Below are 16,884 nucleotides of genomic sequence, written 5' to 3' on the forward strand. Positions count from 1 at the left end.
TCTAGGCATCTATGTTTAAAACCGGGTCTTTTTGTTTTGAATGAAATTGTGAAGTGTAGCTGAAGATACTTTGTTCGTATTGAGAACAATCATTTCCTTTATAGCATCTTTACAGGCATTGGAAACATCGGCAAAGCTCAGTCCGACGGCTTCTTTTGCTAGAGCATTTATGGTTTTCCCTTTTGCGAGTTCATACCCCTTAAGCTGAACCTTTATAAGTTCAGCGATTTCTTTATCACCAGGAAGAGGGTATTGTATAATGTCATCAAAACGTCTAAATAACGCTTTGTCCAATGATTCAGGGATATTTGTCGCAGCTATCAAAAGACTATTTGATTCATCTTTCTCGATATTCATCAAAAAACTGTTCAGTACCCTTTTAATTTCCCCAACATCGTTGCCATAGCTTCGATTGGAACCAATGGAATCAAATTCGTCAAATAAGTAAACAGCACGATGCTGATACATCGAATCAAATATCAACTTGAGTTTTGCGATTGATTCGCCCATATATCGGCTTATCAACCCGTCCAAGCGGATAATAAATAGTGGTATTTCCAAATCGCCCGCGATAGCTTTGGCGGTCATTGTTTTTCCACAACCTGGTGGTCCAACGAGCATCAGTTTTCGTCGGGGTTCCAAATTATGCTGCAAAAGTTGGTCAAATTTCTTTTGTTCAGAAAGAATGCGTACAATGGCTTCTGAGACCTGCTGGGTCAAAACCATATCTTTGGTCTTGATGTGAGGTCTGTAAACTTCAAGTAAATCTTTGAGTTCCTTTTGGGCTTCGTTAACTGGAAGAATTCTCGTTTTTGAAACTGAATCTACTTTTCTTTTTGACTTGATTTTTTCAATCAATGCCTTCAGTTCCTCGGCAAGTTTTGTGTGCCCTTTTTTAGCTTCAGCTGCGGCAATCTGCATTGCTGTGGTGTAAAAACGGTTATCGTCTTCGTCACCAAAACTTTGTAACAATGCCTTTATTTTCTCTGCTGCTGCCAAATTATTTTTAACAAAAATAGTAAAATCGGAAAATTTTTATTCATTTATTTGAATGTATATTTTTTCGAATTACTTTCTCTTATCCCCAGCCCCCTTATCAAAAGCAATCAAATTAAAGAGTTCCCGCATCCGGCTACGTACACGATTGCCATAGCGTTCTTCCAGTTCTTCAGCGTTGAGATTGGTGGTGGCGTGCGTCTTTATTTTCCGTTTAGTATCAAGATAGAGTTCGTAACGAGATAGTAAAACTTCACCCATCACATTCAAGTCCTTACCATAAAAACGGCCAGCTGGTTCTACACCCAAATCATCAAAACAGTAAAATTTGGTATTGCCATATTCCTCAACGGTTTTGAAACCCAAGTGGTTAAAACTAAACGTCACGTTCCGGCAAGGAATCATTTCGTAAGGCCTTTGCAGGGGGACGATATGCCGTAGCAGCTTCATTAAACTCGTCTTGCCACAGCCAACAGGCCCGGAAAGCAGGATACCCTTTTCGACGTCGATTTCATATTTCTCACAGTTTTCCTTATCCTTGATGAAATACGAACAGAGCTTCAGCAGAATACCTTTGTCCTCATCATAAATCTTGAACTTTTTACCAAACAGCAACTTGCCTTTAGCATTCAAATAAATCAAAATTTTCGGGAAGTCGTAGAGTACGCTTTTCCCATCAAATTTGCCCAACGAATATTCCGTGCCGCCTTCGGTGATTTTAGAGGGGTTGTCCATAGTCTTTTGTTTTAGTGGTTCGTAGGTTGTCCTTGATTTGGGACGGTTGTTTTTTCTTTGGCTTGTTTTCTGACTCAAATAATTCGGTTCTGTCCATCCAGTTTATGGCTACCGAACGCCAATCGCGAATCGGTTCGCCATCGCCTGTTTGCCAATCTCGGTCAGCGTAGTACTGGTAGAACTTTTCAGCTTCTGCTTTATCAAAATTCTTTTCCTCAAAAAAATCAACGACAGCCAGACAGTCCTTTGGCTGTTTTATAAAGTTTTCCTGTTTGGTATTGTTTGTATTAGATACCAATGCTTGTCCACCTATGGGACGGTTTTGGTTCATTACTTGTCCATTTTTGGGATGGTGGTGTCCCTCAAGCGATACACCTCTGGGATTGTACTGTTCCGCAAGCTGTTCCAATATGGGATTGTACTGTCCCGTAGCTGGTTCATCACTTGTCCCTAAAATGGACATCTTGATTTTACTGCCCTTGTATGGATTGTTGGAAGGAAAGTAGGATAGGTATTCCCAAGAATGAAGCTCTGTTATGCACCTGTGGTAAGTTGATTTTGACCCAATCTTGGCCACCCGCATCAATTCTCTTCGATTTACATAGAACTCGTCCATAAAGCGACAGCTGTTCCATTCCTGGAACAGCGCCATATACAGACTGATATGGGTAGGGTTTAGGCGGTCATCAAAATAGAACGTTTCAAAAGCCGCGTTGAGTAGCTTTATATAGTTCATAACATCAGGAATTTAGTCCGTGGTGCACGCGGTTGGCATCCATTACCTTTTGAATTTCTTCGGCATCATAATAGATGATTCCGCCTACCTTAGTGTATGGCAAGGTGCCATTGATGCGAAGGTTTTGAAGTGTTCCCGGACTCACTTGAAGCAAATCCATTACTTCGGAAGATTTTAGATACTTCTTGATTTTTCCAGAAGCCTGTTTGGCTAAAAGACTTTTGATGTCATCGAGCAATTCCATTTTGAATTCCCGAAGGTCGTCTGTGGTGATGATACTTGTCGGCATAATAGAACGATTTTAAAAGAAAAGGACTATCAGAGGTTTATAATTTTTAATGATAGTCCTTAACCCGATTTGACTTTCGTTCTACAAATTTGATATGGATTATCGGATTTTCTTCCCCAGTACGACCGTACTACGGTGAAAATTTAACATCTTTAATTCTGGTATGATTTGGTGCTATTTGACTGTATTGATTCCGAAATTTTCACTCAAAACGAACTGAATTTTATGGGAACGAGGTTAAAAATGAAATCACCGTAGGTCAACCGTACTACGGTTTTTTTTAATATTTTGATTTGATGGGAAGATAGCTGGAACAAGCCGCTACTTTTCACTTTTATCCATTTCAGAAATAAGGGAAGTGGTCAACTCATCAAGAAACAGGGTTCGGCTTTTTTTCCTGTTTTTGATGTCCTGATAGGTTTTGTAGATGTCTTTTGGCTCAACATCGAAAATCTGGCTTAAATAATCTGAAATTTTAACAATACTCAGACTGTTTTTAGAACCGAGACCTTTAGCGTGAAGCGCATAAATTAATTCCACATAATCTGTATTGCTAAAAGGCCACTGCAATCGTTTTATGGGGTGTTTTTTCCCATTGAGTGATTTCTTTAGTTGAAAACGTCTTTCATCTAAATACTTCAACAGTTTTTGATAAGCCCTATACTTACCTAATAGCATATCCCGGGGAGTACAAAATTCAGGGTCTTGAAAGTAAAATTTTGAAGTGGTGATATGATAACTATCCAGATAGTCCCTTGTAAAATATTCCTTATCAAAATGAGTGTGTCCAGCTTCGATATAACGACCAAAATCAAGATTGTACAGAAAGAACCGGTTAATTTTGTTGACTTTCTTTTTGATGGTTTTCAGCTGGCTATGTTTGTCAGCTTTTGGAAATTGAAGTTCAAAAGAATGAATCTCAGAAAAATGAATAAGTTCAATAAGCGGTACCTGTTTCGTGTGTTTGAAAAATCTTATTTCTTTTGCCATCGCATCAAAGCCCTCTCTAAGAACCTGTTTTTTGAGTTTGCTTAAAAGGTTACGGCACACCTCGATGGAACGATATGCCCTCTCCAATATTGAGTTATTTTCAGAGGCTATTTCATTCAGTTGTGTTGTTAAGCTTTCCGATAGTATTTCGAGTTTCATCAGCAACCGCCTTGGAGTGAGACAACATAATTCGAGATTCTAGTGGGTTGGTAATTGTTGTTGAAGTCCCATAACAATCAGTAGTGTGATGCTTAAAAGACTTTAACGAATACTAAAATCATTCAAAATCCAGTAAAATTAACGAAAAGGGGTAGCTTTCTAAGCTTTAAAAGCCGTATTTCATTACGGATTAATCCGTATTCTAATACGGATATTACTTTATCTTAAGAATGTCATAGTGAAGAGCTTTATTTCCTCTTCCCCTTGAACCGTCGCACAAATTCGCGTCTGTTTTGTACTTCAGCTTTTTTGAAGATGTTTGAAGCGTGTTTAGAAACTGTACCTTCAGCAATAAACAGATAGCTTCCTATATTCTTGTACGATTTGCCATCGAGTATGAGGTTGGCTACCTCAATTTCTCTTTTGGATAAATCGAGGTTAGAAAAATATTTTAAGATAACAATATTTTTTGCTTCTCTAGCATTATCGGTATATCCTAACCTGTGCAAGAATTGTTCTATTTTTAAATCTTGATATATGTTAATACGGATGAGTGCCACGGCAAGGACAAAGTAGCCAGCATTTACAATCAACTGTTCCATTACCTGAAAATCCCCGAGTGCAACTATAATAGGCATAAGCACTATAGATAATAAAGTAAGATAACCAGTGGCAATCCTATCCCTATAAAACCTATTTGTAGCACCCCCTTTTTCCTTATAAAGCTGAATTAACGGTGCGCTGATTTTAACGAGAAATGCAATGGCGACTGCAACAGGAATAAAAATAAATGAATATTTAGCGATACCAATATCTTGCCAGATGATTAGCGGAAGGACAAAAAAGAAAATAAATGCGGAAATGAGAATTATCATTAAATGGCGTAGGGTAAAGAATTTTAAATGACCAATGTCAAATTCAGAATACACATAATATACATAGTACAAGGCGGTGTAGAGACCTACGCCGTAAGCCACGATATATTGAATGGTTAGCGGTATAGGAATATTTGTATCTGGGAAAATTCCCGAAAAAAAATTATACGCTATCAATGAGATTGTGAACCAAATGAAGCGGTTGGTCGACTTACTGTCTCGTTTCTTTAATGAAATAATAACAAAATTCGTAAACAGTATTAATTGAACCGCTATGATAAAGAAAGTGACGATATGCATTTCGGAGCCAAATACCGTCATCAGATTGTGGGTTTAGCCCTTTTTCTGAAAAGCATCAGTCGATAGGGTAAACCTGTATCAATATTGGCAAAGTTTTCGAAGCCATGATTTTCGTAAAAGTCTATATTCCTTTTGGTAGAAGTTTCTAGATGGATATCCTGCCCTTTCTTATCGGCAAATTCAATTATTTCTTCAAGGAGCATACCCCCATAACCCTTTCCGGAATCAAAAGGATTTACCCCGATATACCACAAGTGGATAAATGGCTCATTTGGATGATGCTTTTTAATTAACGATTCTCGTTTAAGAATAGTAGGCACCCTTCTTAGACCAATAACATTTATGGCCAACTTTAAGTCTTTATAAAAGGACTTGAAACTGAATTTTTTCTTTTGTGGAAAAAGTATTAGCCCAACAGCCTTTCTATTTTCAGAAATAAAAACTTTACCAGTAAGTTCGGCCATTTCGTAGCTGTAGCTCATTAGAGCGGGGATTTTTTCATTATCACCCCCAACTACCAGGTTCACGGATTTGTTCTCTTTGAAGGAACTGGAAAGTATATCAATGACTAAATCCTTATCGTTAAAAATTTCTGGTCTTGGCATTGTATTTTTGGCACATTAAAGTTATCCTGGCTTTTTAGGTAAATGACACACTATCCTTAGAATAAGCTTTTTCAATGATTTAATGAGAGGAAACATTCTCGGATTCGAGAAATTTTATAATCCACTTTTTTTTTGTATCAATTTTTGGGTTTTCCTAATTCAAGCCTTCAGAGGTATCTTCGCTTACAAGAATATGATTCGTTATGTTAAGTTCACTATTTTTTAGATTTTTCATTAAATCAAACGTTTGTGTATAATCCCTTTCAGAACAAAAAAGTATAATAGAAGAATGGTAAGAACCAGAAGAATAGATAAAAAATCAACTTCTCTTTGCCGCTACGTGTTATTTGAATCCCTCCTGGTTTTTGATCTTTTCTCTATCGGGTTCTTCTTGCACTCGCTTGATGCTGCTAGTTTTCAGAGGCTATAATCTTTCCTTGTTTGTCGAAGTAGATTTCCAGATGTTTATCGTCAGGACTTTCCACTTCTAATTCATATAAAGTTCCCATGTCGGTTTCCACTTTTTCTACTTCTTCTATTTCCCAGTCCTTGTATTCTGAGCTCTCAAAGGCAGTCTGTACAGACGCCGGTAAGTCAGCATATTCAATTTCCTCTTCGCTGATTTCTTTAAAATTGTGGTTCTTGTTTTCGCAGCTTACTGTTACAGCCACGAATAACAAACAAGCTATTACAAAGCATACATTTTTAAATCGCATAATAATCTTTTTTTTATTTCTTACTAAAACCCATTTCAATGATACAAACCGATTCTGTAGAAATTCGGGATTACAAGGAGAAGATTTATTGTCTCATCTGTGTTGCGAACTTACTTGAATTAACTATTTCAAATAAAATCAATTACCTACATTGTATCACATTAAACAGGTATCTGGTAGTTTTCTTTTTAGATCACAAATCTCCATATCAGTTTGCCCAAAATAGTTGTTCTTTCAAGTGTCCAGCTATTTCCCGAAGTGTCGTAAGCTTGGTTGACGATGAAAAAGAAATCAGCTCCTATAATTGGAATCCATTGCAAACGAAAATTGAAAATTGCTTCTTCATCCTCACTGTTCCACTGGGAAAACAGTGAGCCAAATAAATTTGGGTTCAGGGCATATTCAAACCGGTTGCCGACGAGATAGGTTTCAAAGCTGCCCTCCGGTAAGTCAATCCAGTTTTTTTCAAAGTTGGCACCGATTTTTAGATACCGACTCGCTCTCCACGAAAGTTCATAAGTAGTCTCAGTACTCTTTCCTGTAAAAAAGTTACCCCAGTTAAAATACGTATCGAGTGCAAGGTTACGACCACTGAAAGTAGCAGCCTGTATTTCCAAACGATTGTACCAATACTCTCCTTCTGGAATGACAATTCCTTCACTTATCTCAAATGGTTCACGCAGACCTTCGGCTCTCCTCTGGAGATTAAACTCAAAAAATTCTCCGCTGCGTGTTTCAAAGCCCAGTGGCCTGATTTCGTAGAAAAATGATTGGAGATCACCTGTGTCGTCAAAAATGAAGTAATTCATATCCAGTCCTTTAAAACTGAACTGTCGTATCCATTTCAGATGGTTTTTAGGTCGGGGCTTCCATTCAAGCTCCGCATAAAACTCCTGGAAATTCTCCCTGCGCAAAAAACCCACTTCTGGATTGAATGGGGTGGCACTTCTTTGCCAGGCCATATCAAACTCAACTTTATCATTGGGATAGCTCAGGTAAATGCGGTGAGCATTGGCCCTGGCATCAAAATTATCAGAGTTAAAGTTTTGCGTGAATGATGCACCAATATTCAGGTTTTTGTCACCAAATAATTCTGACGTACTGTAAAGTCCATATCCTCCGGTTGTGCTATGCCATCGTTCATTTTCGTATTTGTTGGCCGATAAAATACCTATGGAAGATTGTTTCAAAACATCCTGCCTCCAGCTTACCACGGTATAATTGGTAGAAGGAATGCTGTCCCTACTGGCTGTCTGCATTGACAAAGCGCCCAGTGTGGTATTTTTCATTTTACCTAGGATTCTCGCCCCTGCAATTAATGGAACCCTAGTACGATCTTCAGCCAATCCTATACGCCTGCTATAAAAAGGAATGATACGGTTCCCCATACCCATATCAAAATAGTCTTGTCCTTCAAGGAAAAATTCCCGCTGTTCGGGGAAGAACAAAGGAAATCGAGTAAGGTTGATCTGCTGTCTATCAGCTTCTACCTGAGCAAAATCTGTATTAATGGTCAGATTCATACGTAGGGTAGGTGTGATAAGGTAATTGATATCACCACCAGCGTTCAGCTGTCCCTCAGACTTTCCTGGTGTTAATTCCGCACCCCCGATTGAATAAGGCTTGATTTCAATAAAATTTTTACTTTTAATACTGTCGAGATCGGTCAAAGTACCAGCCCTGTTCAGCAGCTCCAACTCGGAATCACGAGACCAGCCTTGCCAAAGGAGTTGCTCCCGTTTTCGTCGAATATTGCGCTCAAAATTTATGCCCCAGACCTGCTGATCTAAATTCGTTTTAAATTTTAGAGTAGAAAAAGGAATGGCTATTTCTGCGAACCAACCTTCGTTCGTTATCGCTGTTCTGGTATCCCATACACCATTCCAAAATTTGTTAAAAGACCTACCGTTGTTTAAAATCTGCGCATCGGCACGGGCACCATTAGGATTGATCACAAATAGAAATCCGTTTCTGTCGTCATCGTAAGTGTCTATGATCACCTCAAAGTTGTCTTCTACACCCCAGTTGAAATCCCGTTTCATTTCGCGGGCTACAAGATTATCCGGCTCCCTATCGAAACCCCAGAATCCGATGTATAGGGTATTGGCCGTATAGACAATGGCTACTTCTGTTTTTTCTGTTGCCGGCTCCCCAACATTCAATTCGCGTTGGGTAAAATTGCTTATGCGAACGGCATTTTCCCACATAGGTTCGTTTAACCTTCCATCAAGCTGAATTGCATCATCTGTATACTTTGCATAAATCGTGTTTGGTAAACTTACCTGGGCCATGCTACATTCTACAATCATCAGTAAACCTATGACAAAGAATAGTCCTTTCATATTTTCCTAAAATAGAAACCGATTCTGTAGAAATGCGGGAAAAGAAATACAACCCTGCACTAAAAAACGAAATAATAGACAATACCGCACAAAACGCTGATAAGTATGGTCTTTAGCATATCCCATTTTAGGATGAAGTAGACAAAAGCTGCAATAAGTCCGATTATCAAGGAAGTAATGTTAATAGTTTCCCATTCTGGAATTAACCATCTTACCCCAAATGAACGGCTTTCATTCACCTCCCCAAAAAGTGTATAAATGGAAAACCAAACGCCAAGATTTAGTACAACTCCCACCACGGCAGCGGTAATTCCGGACAAGGCGCTTGTCAGGTTTTTATTCCCTCGGAGATATTCAATGTAGGGTGCTCCAGTAAATATGAACAGGAAGCAAGGGACAAAAGTGGTCCAGGTTACCAATAGCGATGCTAAAATACCGGCCCAAAGGGGATCCATTGTCCCCGCAAAGCGGTAGGCTCCCATAAATCCCACGAATTGTACAACCTGTATGAGCGGCCCTGGGGTGGTTTCCGCCATACCCAAACCATCAAGCATTTCCCCGCTTCTCAACCAACCGTAGTCTTCCACGGCCTTTTGGGCGATATAGGCAAGAACCGAGTAGGCCCCTCCAAAAGTTACCACTGCAGTTTTGCTAAAAAACACGCCTTCTGCAAAAAAGATGGAATCAACTCCCACCCATAAGGCGACCATTACCAATGGCAATGCCCACAAAGAAAGATACAACAGAACCGTCTTAATGGTATTTTTGAATGATGGTCTGAACTGCTGGATATGGCTGTCAACCAAATACTCTTTTCCCTTTTCTGAGCCATCCCCATGTCCCTTTAGAACGTGAAATTTCTCCTCCCAAAACTTGCCTCCAATGAATCCCGTTAGGCCAGCGGCAAGAACAATGTATGGAAAGTCCACTTCAAAAAAGAAGATGGCAACAAATGCCAATGCAGCCATTAAAACCATCACTTCATTCTTAAGTGCTCTCTTGCCGATTTTTATAACCGCACCGATAACAATGGCCAGCACTGCTGGCTTTATTCCAACAAATATGGCGTCCACAATACCCAAATCCCGATAGGCGGCATAAAGAATACTTAAAACCAGTATGGATATAAATCCTGGCAGTATAAACAGTAATCCGGCGACCAATCCACCCTTTGTCTTGTGCAGGAGCCAACCAATATATGTGGCCAGTTGCTGAGCTTCAGGGCCTGGTAACAGCATGCAATAATTCAGCGCATGCAAAAAACGGTTTTCACTGATCCATTTCTTTTCCTCAACCAGAATTTTGTGCATAACAGCGATTTGTCCTGCAGGACCGCCAAAACTATGAATGGCGACTTTTACCCAAACTTTCAGGGCCTCTCTGAAGGGTAACTCTCTTTTTTTATTTGGATTGAATTTACCTGGCATTATGGTCGGATAATATTATTACCTCAATTAATTTTTTTTGCGTTTGCAAAACGTTGTGCTACATTATCCCAGTTTATGATTTCCATTATAGTATCAACAAAATCACCTCTCTTGTTTTTATGCTTTAAATAATAGGCATGTTCCCATACATCAATGACCAAAATTGGTATGACCCCCCATTGCGTAAGCTTTTGATGATTTTCACATTGCAATAGTGTAAGAGATTGTGAAAACGGTTGGTACCCAAGAATTCCCCAACCACTGCCTTCAACGCTTTTTGAAACTTTAGCTATGTAGGACTTGAGTTTATCGAATGAACCGAAATCCTTTTCTATCTGCCTCAAAAGTTCTGCTTTAGGCTCATTTTTCTTGTTCGTGAGGTTTGTCCAGAAAATCGTATGCAGAACATGGCTTGAAAAATGATAGGACAATTTCCTGGTCCACAAATCGACACTATCCATTTCACCGGAGTCGAGATTTTTCTTGATATTTTCCAAATCCTTATTCGCACCTTTGACTGCACCACCGTGGTGAAATTCATAATGTAAGTGCAAGGTCTCTTCGTCCATGTAAGGCTCTAAAAAGGTCTTGCTATATGGTAATGGCTTTTGGATGAAGTTTCCGTTGCTGTCTACCAGTTTGTCAATAGTTGCTTCATTAACGCTTTGTGAGAACACACTGTTGATAGGCAGAATCGTTGCACCGCCAAGGATTGCTGAATTTTTTAGAAAATCTTTTCTGTCCATTTTTCTGATTTTTATTATTATAACTCGTTACTTTCAATTGTAAGATGCCGAATAAGAAAGGCAAATGAAACCGATGCCGGTGTAAATTTATTCCGCATTAATTACTCCCGTTTTGTCCAAAGCCTCTCTTAATCCTATTGCTAATTTTTCGGCTGATCCAATCCCCCAATAATGAAGAAAGAAAATTCTTGGATCCTCGTGCACCATGTGATTGTGTACCGCTACCACTTCAATGTCATTCTCAATAAGTGCTTTGATAACCGGAGCTACTTCATCTGCTAACATTGTAAAATCTCCAGCGACTGCCGCCTTTTCAGGGGTGCCTTGCCAGCTCGCCCAGGTGTTGAAGCCCATGAATGTACTTACAGGTGCTCCGTGTTCCGTCAACTTCACATCGGGTCGGCCGATGGTGATTTTATACACCCCATTGGTCATAGTCCCACTATGCCCTAAGATGCTGTCAATCTTTTTGGTGTCCAGCGTGTTCTCCACCGACGACATTTCTACGGCAGACGGGTCTGCTCCCCTAACTTCTGTTACTTTATCAAAAATGGCTTTTACACTTTTAGCCAATTTTTCTTCACTAGCCATGCCACCGATATGCATGTACATCACATCTGGCTCATTCCTTACAAAATGGTTGTGGATTGCCGTAACCGTCAATCCCTGTTGGATTATTTCCTGTTGTACCGGTTTCAGGTCTTTTTCCGTAACCACTATATCGCCCATTACCATAGGTTGTGCCGAGGTCGGTGCAAAAGCAGCCCAACTGCCCAATCCCATCGGTGGAATAATTCTAAAACCATCGACCATTACGTTTAGGTCGTTTTGCGGAACGGTAACCTTGAATTGCCCATCTTCTTCCTTCCCTTCCATCCCAATTTCGGATTTTAAGGTTCCAATATCCATCGCCTTTAATTCCTTATTATCATTCAAGGGTTTTTCGGCCGGTTCTTTTGAATCATCTTTCTTGGTGGATTGCTCGCAACTCAAGGAAATCAGTGAAAACATTACTGCATAAATCCATACTTTCTTCATAATTCATTTTTTGTTAATTGTGTATTCGGTTATACTTAATTCTAGAGTTTCAAAATAAAATGCCAAATTGAAATGCAAATGTTACCGATGTAGGCAATTCGTTACCAAAACGGATAGGTATAGGCGTGGCCAGAAAATAGGTCACTTTATCCCTTTTGACTATCGGCCTGTTGATAACGGCTGTTATACCGTATCTCCCATTCGTATTATAGGCGAGTCTCGTCAAGAAATTAAACCCGGCAATATTTCGGTAGATTACCCCGGGATGAAAAAGCAAACCACTTACCTTGGATGTGCCGTCCTCGGCACTAATAAAAGGAACGAACTCAAGGCTAAAGGCAACTTTTTCACTTTGCAAAAAATTGATGCCCGTTGGGAATCCAATTGTATAACTGCTATCGAAATTGAAGTTCCGACCGCTGTCGGAAAACGTGACAATGGGGTGAACTATACTGAAATACGTTTTGGTTATAGGAAAACCATTTTCTGATACGGTCTGTGGAGTTTTCGGGTTTTCTGTATCCAGTTTGGATTGCGCATTGCAATCCACATTGCAATAGCATATCGCGAGAATGCCGATTAGAACGTTCAGTTTACAAATATTCTTCGTAATGTTTTTAATCATATTTTAGTTAGGCCCATATTAAATCACGAGATAATTAAAAGCTGGGAAATGTAAAAGCCATCAATCACTCTTTCCAACATTTCCCAGCTTATATCAATTATTAAAATAATTAGACTTTATCATCGCAATATTATCGATGATCGTCATCGCCGTCCGAGTGGCTTTCCTCTCTTTTAAGCACCAATTCTCCTTTGGGACTAAAATAGAGTTCAAAATACGTCTCGTTCTCGTTCTCGACCTCAAGTTCATACATTGTACCCTTATTGGTCTCGACCTTTTCCACCTCCTCAATTTCCCATTTGGCATATTCGGAATTCTTAAAGGCATCCTGTACGGCCTTTGGAAGATCGGAGAACTCAATGGCCTCCTCACTTAGCTCTTTTATATCGGATTGTGCCGTAGCCGTAAACATTCCGCCACCAATAAATATCAGGGATAACAGCACAATGCGAAAAAACTTCTTACTTGTATTCATAGCATTAAAATTTAAAGATTAACATTTAACTCATATCAAATGTAAAAACTGAATCTGTAGAAATTTGGGATAGTCAAAAATCGACGGTGAACGTGTGAAGCGCATCTTTGTGACTGTACGTTAACCTCCAATTGCCCTTATCGGCAATCTTGTGTGCAATGGCCAACCCAAGGCCCCACGAATCCGGATTATTGGAAGATTTATAGAACCGTTGGAACAATTTTTCCTTGTCAACCCCCTTTTCGCTACCGGTATTGGTAATAACCAATCGTTTCCCGTCCAGCTTTATGATTACTTTTCCATCTTTCACGTTGTGCAGGAAGGCGTTTTTGAGCAGGTTTTGGATGAGAATCTCGATAAGCAACCTGTTTCCCTGGACAATTGCCTCATTCCTGATATCAATCTCGGTCTTAATGTTTAAGGCTTCCTTCTGCTCCTCATAAAATTCCAGCGACCTACCTATTATTCCATCAACATTTACCTCTTCCGTTGTTAGGAACTGGTCATTCTCTATTTTCGCCAGCAGCAACAGGGTTTTGTTCAGTTTTTTTAGCCTTTGTGTGGAACCGATGATACCTTCCAGTATGTCAGACTGCTTTTCGGAGAGCTGTGTTTGGCCTATTAGCGCCTCCAGTTTTGACTGGATTATGGACAAGGGGGTCTGCATTTCGTGGGAAGCATCCCCGATAAACTGTTTTTGGTTATCGAAGACTTCCTTGTTTTTCATGGTCAACTCTGTCAGGGCAACATTGAGCAATTGGAATTCCTTGATCTTGGAATTGGGAAACTTGGGCACGCTTTCTTTGTCCACACGATAATCCTCAAGTTTTTTGAGCATTTCGTAGAAAGGGAGCCATATTCTTTTTGAAAGTATTTTATTTGAAAAGTAGACACAAATTGCGAGACCAAAAAACAACCCGCTCAACGTAATGGCAATCGTATTAATGACTTCGTTCGCTTCAAGGTGGGGTTTTACCACCTCAAGCTTATAGTATCCACCATTTAGCGCAACATAAGAGGTCAGTTTTCGATATTCATCCAGCTCGACATCCGTCGGTTCGTAAATAAGTGTATCAGTATATCTTTCAGCGTTTATCGCATTTTTTTCATACAAAGCTTTGTTTACGGGGTGAAAGATAAAATCATCTAGAGGGTTATCTTGTTCTATGGTCGTTTTAGGGTATTTCTCAATATACGCCAACAAGTTCATTTTGCGATTATATAGAACTTCATCCACGTTTTGCATTATGTTCCATCTTAGTACCAAATAAAACAAGGCCGAAAAAACACCGAACAGTAACAGGAAAATGAACAACTGGGTACGAGTGGTGTAGGAAAGTAACCTCATATTGACTTAATTTGATAACCGACTCCATAAATATTCATGATTTCCACCTGGGCTCCGGCATCCTTTAGTTTGCGTTTCAGGTTTCTTATCTGGGAGAATAAAAAATCAAAGCTCTGGGCTTCATCCACGAAATCACCCCAAATGTATTCCGCCAACGCGACTTTGGTAAGTACCCGTTTGTGATTGTTTATCAAGTAGGTGAGAATGGCATACTCTTTTTTGGTCAGGGAAAGCGTATTTTCACGTTCATTGACCCCGACGGCATACTGATCTGGTTCTATTACCAGGTTTGAATAATGAACAATTTTATTTGTTTTGTATTGTTTCCTTCTGATAATTGCTTTTATACGGGCATTCAACTCAGAAAAGTAAAACGGCTTGGTCAGATAGTCATCCGCCCCTAACCCCAGTCCTTTTAATTTATCGTCAAGGGAATTACGTGCGGAAAGTACGATTACCCCATCGGACTTATCTTCCTTATGGAGCACTTCGAGTAGATCGAACCCACTGCCATCCGGGAGATTAATGTCCAAAATAATACAGTCATAATCATAAAGAACGATGCGTTCCAGACCTTCCGAAAGAATACCAGCGACATCGCAGAGATAACCTTCCTCCGCGGCGAATTCTTCGAGGCTTTTTAGCATTTCAGGTTCGTCTTCTATAATGAGCAGTTTCATGTTTTCAAAATACGGAATTAAATCTGTAGAAATTTTGTATTATGTTTTAACTGACAACTACGATAAATAGTAAAATTATTAAATCTGTTTTTTTCGCTTTTTACCAGTACATTTTTCGAATTGATTGGGAAAACCTTAAAAAATTTGTGATTAATATTAACCCTAAAATAATTTTTAATAATTAGATTCAACCCGAAGATTTTTAAGGGTCAATCAATCAGTTTATTTTAAAAATTCACTACACTTTCAAGAGCGTCATCAGCATCTTTGTGAATAAAATTTGCTTGGTAGTTGATCGTGGTTTTCAAATCGCTATGTCGATATAATTTTTGAAGCATAAGCGGGTGGATGCTATCGCCTGCAATATTGCCAAAGGAATGTCTGGCAATATGCATCGTTACTTTTTTCTGAATGCTTGCTCTTTTCGTAATTTTTTTTAGGTGGTCGTTGAATTTTTTGTTTGCTACCTTTTTCTTGCGGTAAATATCTTTCGCATCAGTTAAGTCTGCCTTTTTCATTTCTGGAAAGACAAAATCATCATCATTTACTCTGTCATCAATATATTGCAATAATATTCTTTCAACCTTAGCTGGAATCTTTAAGGACAATAACTTTGAGTTCTTGCTCATCCTGTAATGCAATCGCCCATCATAAATTTGGGACCACCTTATGAATAAGACGTCTGAAACTCTCATTCCTGCAAAATAGAAGCTAAACAACCAAATGTTCAAAGAATGCCTTTCCATATCAGTAAGCTCAGAAACATTTTCCAAAGCTTTTATCTCTTTACCAGATAGCCCTGTTTTGTTGGTTTCTGGAAACTTGATTTTAAATTTGCCCTTGCCAAAGGGATATATTTCTTTACTCACAACCTTGTCGCGAATAGCTCTGTTAAACAATAACCTTATTAAAACCATCACATTCATAGCTGTGGTTTCAGTTAATGAACAAGAACCTTTTAAATGAATTTTGAACTTTTTGAGAAATCGCTCATCAATTTCTTGGAAAGTAAGATGCCGGCCAGAGCTATACTTTTCTATATAACTCACCCAAGCTGAATCTGTAGAGTGGCGATTGATTTTCTTTTCAGCCTCTAAGGCTTCAAGATGCTCGTCAGCAAAATCAAAAAAAGTTAAGCTCGAAGTTGGCTTATATATTTCTTTTTTGATTTGTCGAGCAGTAGCAGCTTTATTATCAGTCTGTAGTGCAATAAGCCCTTTTCTGGCTTCGGATAGTTTGAAAGCTATCAAATTGTTCAGGCTTTCAGCTTCAGAATGCGATTTTTTTACCTTTAGATTTTTAGAGTCCCAATCCTCTAATTCAATATAATGGCCTATATGTTTGTAAGTTGAACGACGGTCTTTGGTAATCCTAATTGCAAGCGGATAAAGCCCTTTTGCGTTAGGCTTTTTGCGAAGAATTATTTTTGCACTCGTTGACATTTTGAACCTGGTTTAGATACGAAAGCCAAATCAGGTACAACATTTTGTCAAAAACTCACTCTAAAGATACTACTTTATTGGAACTTTTGGGTACAACATAGGTACAACAAATGTTGAAATCAACTGATATTAATTGACTTTAAATAAAATGATGGAAAACATAAACCATTGAAAATGAGTAAATTTATGTTTTATTAGTGCAATATATACCAGACTTAGGATCTAGTGCCGCAAGGTGTGGAGGTTCGAGTCCTCTCGCCCGCACAACGGAAAAGCTTCAGAGAAATCTGAAGCTTTTTTTATTTCTTCTTTCGAAGTAATCTTTACGGTCAGAAATAACCTAATTATTTTTTTACGAGC

General features: G+C 39.0%; 17 protein-coding genes. All 17 read right to left on the minus strand.

Annotated features, from left to right (window positions below; translation table 11 throughout):
* Nucleotides 1-15: 15 nt before the first annotated feature.
* The 17 genes from T8I65_RS14495 to T8I65_RS14575 all read right to left on the minus strand — a co-directional run bounded on the left by T8I65_RS14495 (nt 16) and on the right by T8I65_RS14575 (nt 16,524).
* The gene (locus tag T8I65_RS14495) at nt 16-999 is read right to left on the minus strand and encodes an AAA family ATPase (RefSeq protein ID WP_322301267.1); all 984 of its coding nucleotides are present in this window, start codon (nt 997-999) and stop codon (nt 16-18) included.
* A gap of 69 nt (nt 1,000-1,068) precedes the next feature.
* Nucleotides 1,069-1,731 carry an ATPase gene (locus T8I65_RS14500; protein ID WP_322301268.1) on the minus strand — a complete coding sequence of 221 codons (663 nt, stop codon included), beginning with the start codon at nt 1,729-1,731 and terminating at the stop codon, nt 1,069-1,071.
* Nucleotides 1,715-2,467, minus strand: a complete 753-nt coding sequence (locus T8I65_RS14505; RefSeq protein ID WP_322301269.1) for a hypothetical protein — start codon at nt 2,465-2,467, stop codon at nt 1,715-1,717. The genes T8I65_RS14500 and T8I65_RS14505 overlap by 17 nt, the downstream gene beginning before the upstream one ends.
* A 4-nt stretch (nt 2,468-2,471) precedes the next feature.
* The gene (locus T8I65_RS14510; protein ID WP_067030829.1) at nt 2,472-2,756 is read right to left on the minus strand and encodes a helix-turn-helix domain-containing protein; all 285 of its coding nucleotides are present in this window, start codon (nt 2,754-2,756) and stop codon (nt 2,472-2,474) included.
* A gap of 321 nt (nt 2,757-3,077) precedes the next feature.
* Nucleotides 3,078-3,905 (minus strand): RteC domain-containing protein, encoded by an 828-nt coding sequence (locus T8I65_RS14515; protein WP_322301270.1) that lies wholly within the window; start codon nt 3,903-3,905, stop codon nt 3,078-3,080.
* Nucleotides 3,906-4,153: 248 nt separating this feature from the next.
* The gene (locus T8I65_RS14520) at nt 4,154-5,101 is read right to left on the minus strand and encodes a helix-turn-helix transcriptional regulator (protein WP_322301271.1); all 948 of its coding nucleotides are present in this window, start codon (nt 5,099-5,101) and stop codon (nt 4,154-4,156) included.
* Nucleotides 5,101-5,685, minus strand: coding sequence for a GNAT family N-acetyltransferase (locus T8I65_RS14525; RefSeq protein ID WP_322301272.1), 585 nt, complete (start codon nt 5,683-5,685; stop codon nt 5,101-5,103). The genes T8I65_RS14520 and T8I65_RS14525 overlap by 1 nt, the downstream gene beginning before the upstream one ends.
* Before the next feature lie 410 nt (nt 5,686-6,095).
* The gene (locus T8I65_RS14530) at nt 6,096-6,401 is read right to left on the minus strand and encodes a PepSY-like domain-containing protein (RefSeq protein ID WP_166250244.1); all 306 of its coding nucleotides are present in this window, start codon (nt 6,399-6,401) and stop codon (nt 6,096-6,098) included.
* Nucleotides 6,402-6,589: 188 nt separating this feature from the next.
* Nucleotides 6,590-8,743 (minus strand): carbohydrate binding family 9 domain-containing protein, encoded by a 2,154-nt coding sequence (locus T8I65_RS14535; RefSeq protein WP_322301273.1) that lies wholly within the window; start codon nt 8,741-8,743, stop codon nt 6,590-6,592.
* Between the two features lie 59 nt (nt 8,744-8,802).
* Nucleotides 8,803-10,170 carry a chromate efflux transporter gene (gene chrA / locus T8I65_RS14540; protein WP_322301274.1) on the minus strand — a complete coding sequence of 456 codons (1,368 nt, stop codon included), beginning with the start codon at nt 10,168-10,170 and terminating at the stop codon, nt 8,803-8,805.
* A 23-nt stretch (nt 10,171-10,193) separates the two neighbouring features.
* Nucleotides 10,194-10,916, minus strand: coding sequence for a superoxide dismutase (locus T8I65_RS14545; protein WP_322301275.1), 723 nt, complete (start codon nt 10,914-10,916; stop codon nt 10,194-10,196).
* An 87-nt stretch (nt 10,917-11,003) separates the two neighbouring features.
* A complete protein-coding gene (locus T8I65_RS14550; RefSeq protein ID WP_322301276.1) occupies nt 11,004-11,954 on the minus strand; it encodes a DUF1259 domain-containing protein in 951 nt (316 codons plus the stop codon).
* Nucleotides 11,955-12,003: 49 nt separating this feature from the next.
* Nucleotides 12,004-12,579 carry a hypothetical protein gene (locus T8I65_RS14555; protein ID WP_322301277.1) on the minus strand — a complete coding sequence of 192 codons (576 nt, stop codon included), beginning with the start codon at nt 12,577-12,579 and terminating at the stop codon, nt 12,004-12,006.
* A 130-nt stretch (nt 12,580-12,709) separates the two neighbouring features.
* Entirely contained in the window at nt 12,710-13,054 is a 345-nt protein-coding gene (locus T8I65_RS14560) for a PepSY-like domain-containing protein (RefSeq protein ID WP_322301278.1), read from the minus strand.
* 73 nt (nt 13,055-13,127) lie between these two features.
* Complete coding sequence (locus tag T8I65_RS14565) at nt 13,128-14,300, minus strand: HAMP domain-containing sensor histidine kinase (protein WP_322301279.1); 1,173 nt, start codon at nt 14,298-14,300, stop codon at nt 13,128-13,130.
* Nucleotides 14,301-14,398: 98 nt separating this feature from the next.
* A complete protein-coding gene (locus T8I65_RS14570) occupies nt 14,399-15,082 on the minus strand; it encodes a response regulator transcription factor (RefSeq protein ID WP_322301280.1) in 684 nt (227 codons plus the stop codon).
* Nucleotides 15,083-15,309: 227 nt separating this feature from the next.
* Nucleotides 15,310-16,524, minus strand: a complete 1,215-nt coding sequence (locus T8I65_RS14575; protein ID WP_322301281.1) for a site-specific integrase — start codon at nt 16,522-16,524, stop codon at nt 15,310-15,312.
* Between the last annotated feature and the right edge of the window lie 360 nt (nt 16,525-16,884).

This window comes from Christiangramia sp. OXR-203 (genome assembly GCF_034372165.1).
GTDB lineage: Bacteria > Bacteroidota > Bacteroidia > Flavobacteriales > Flavobacteriaceae > Christiangramia.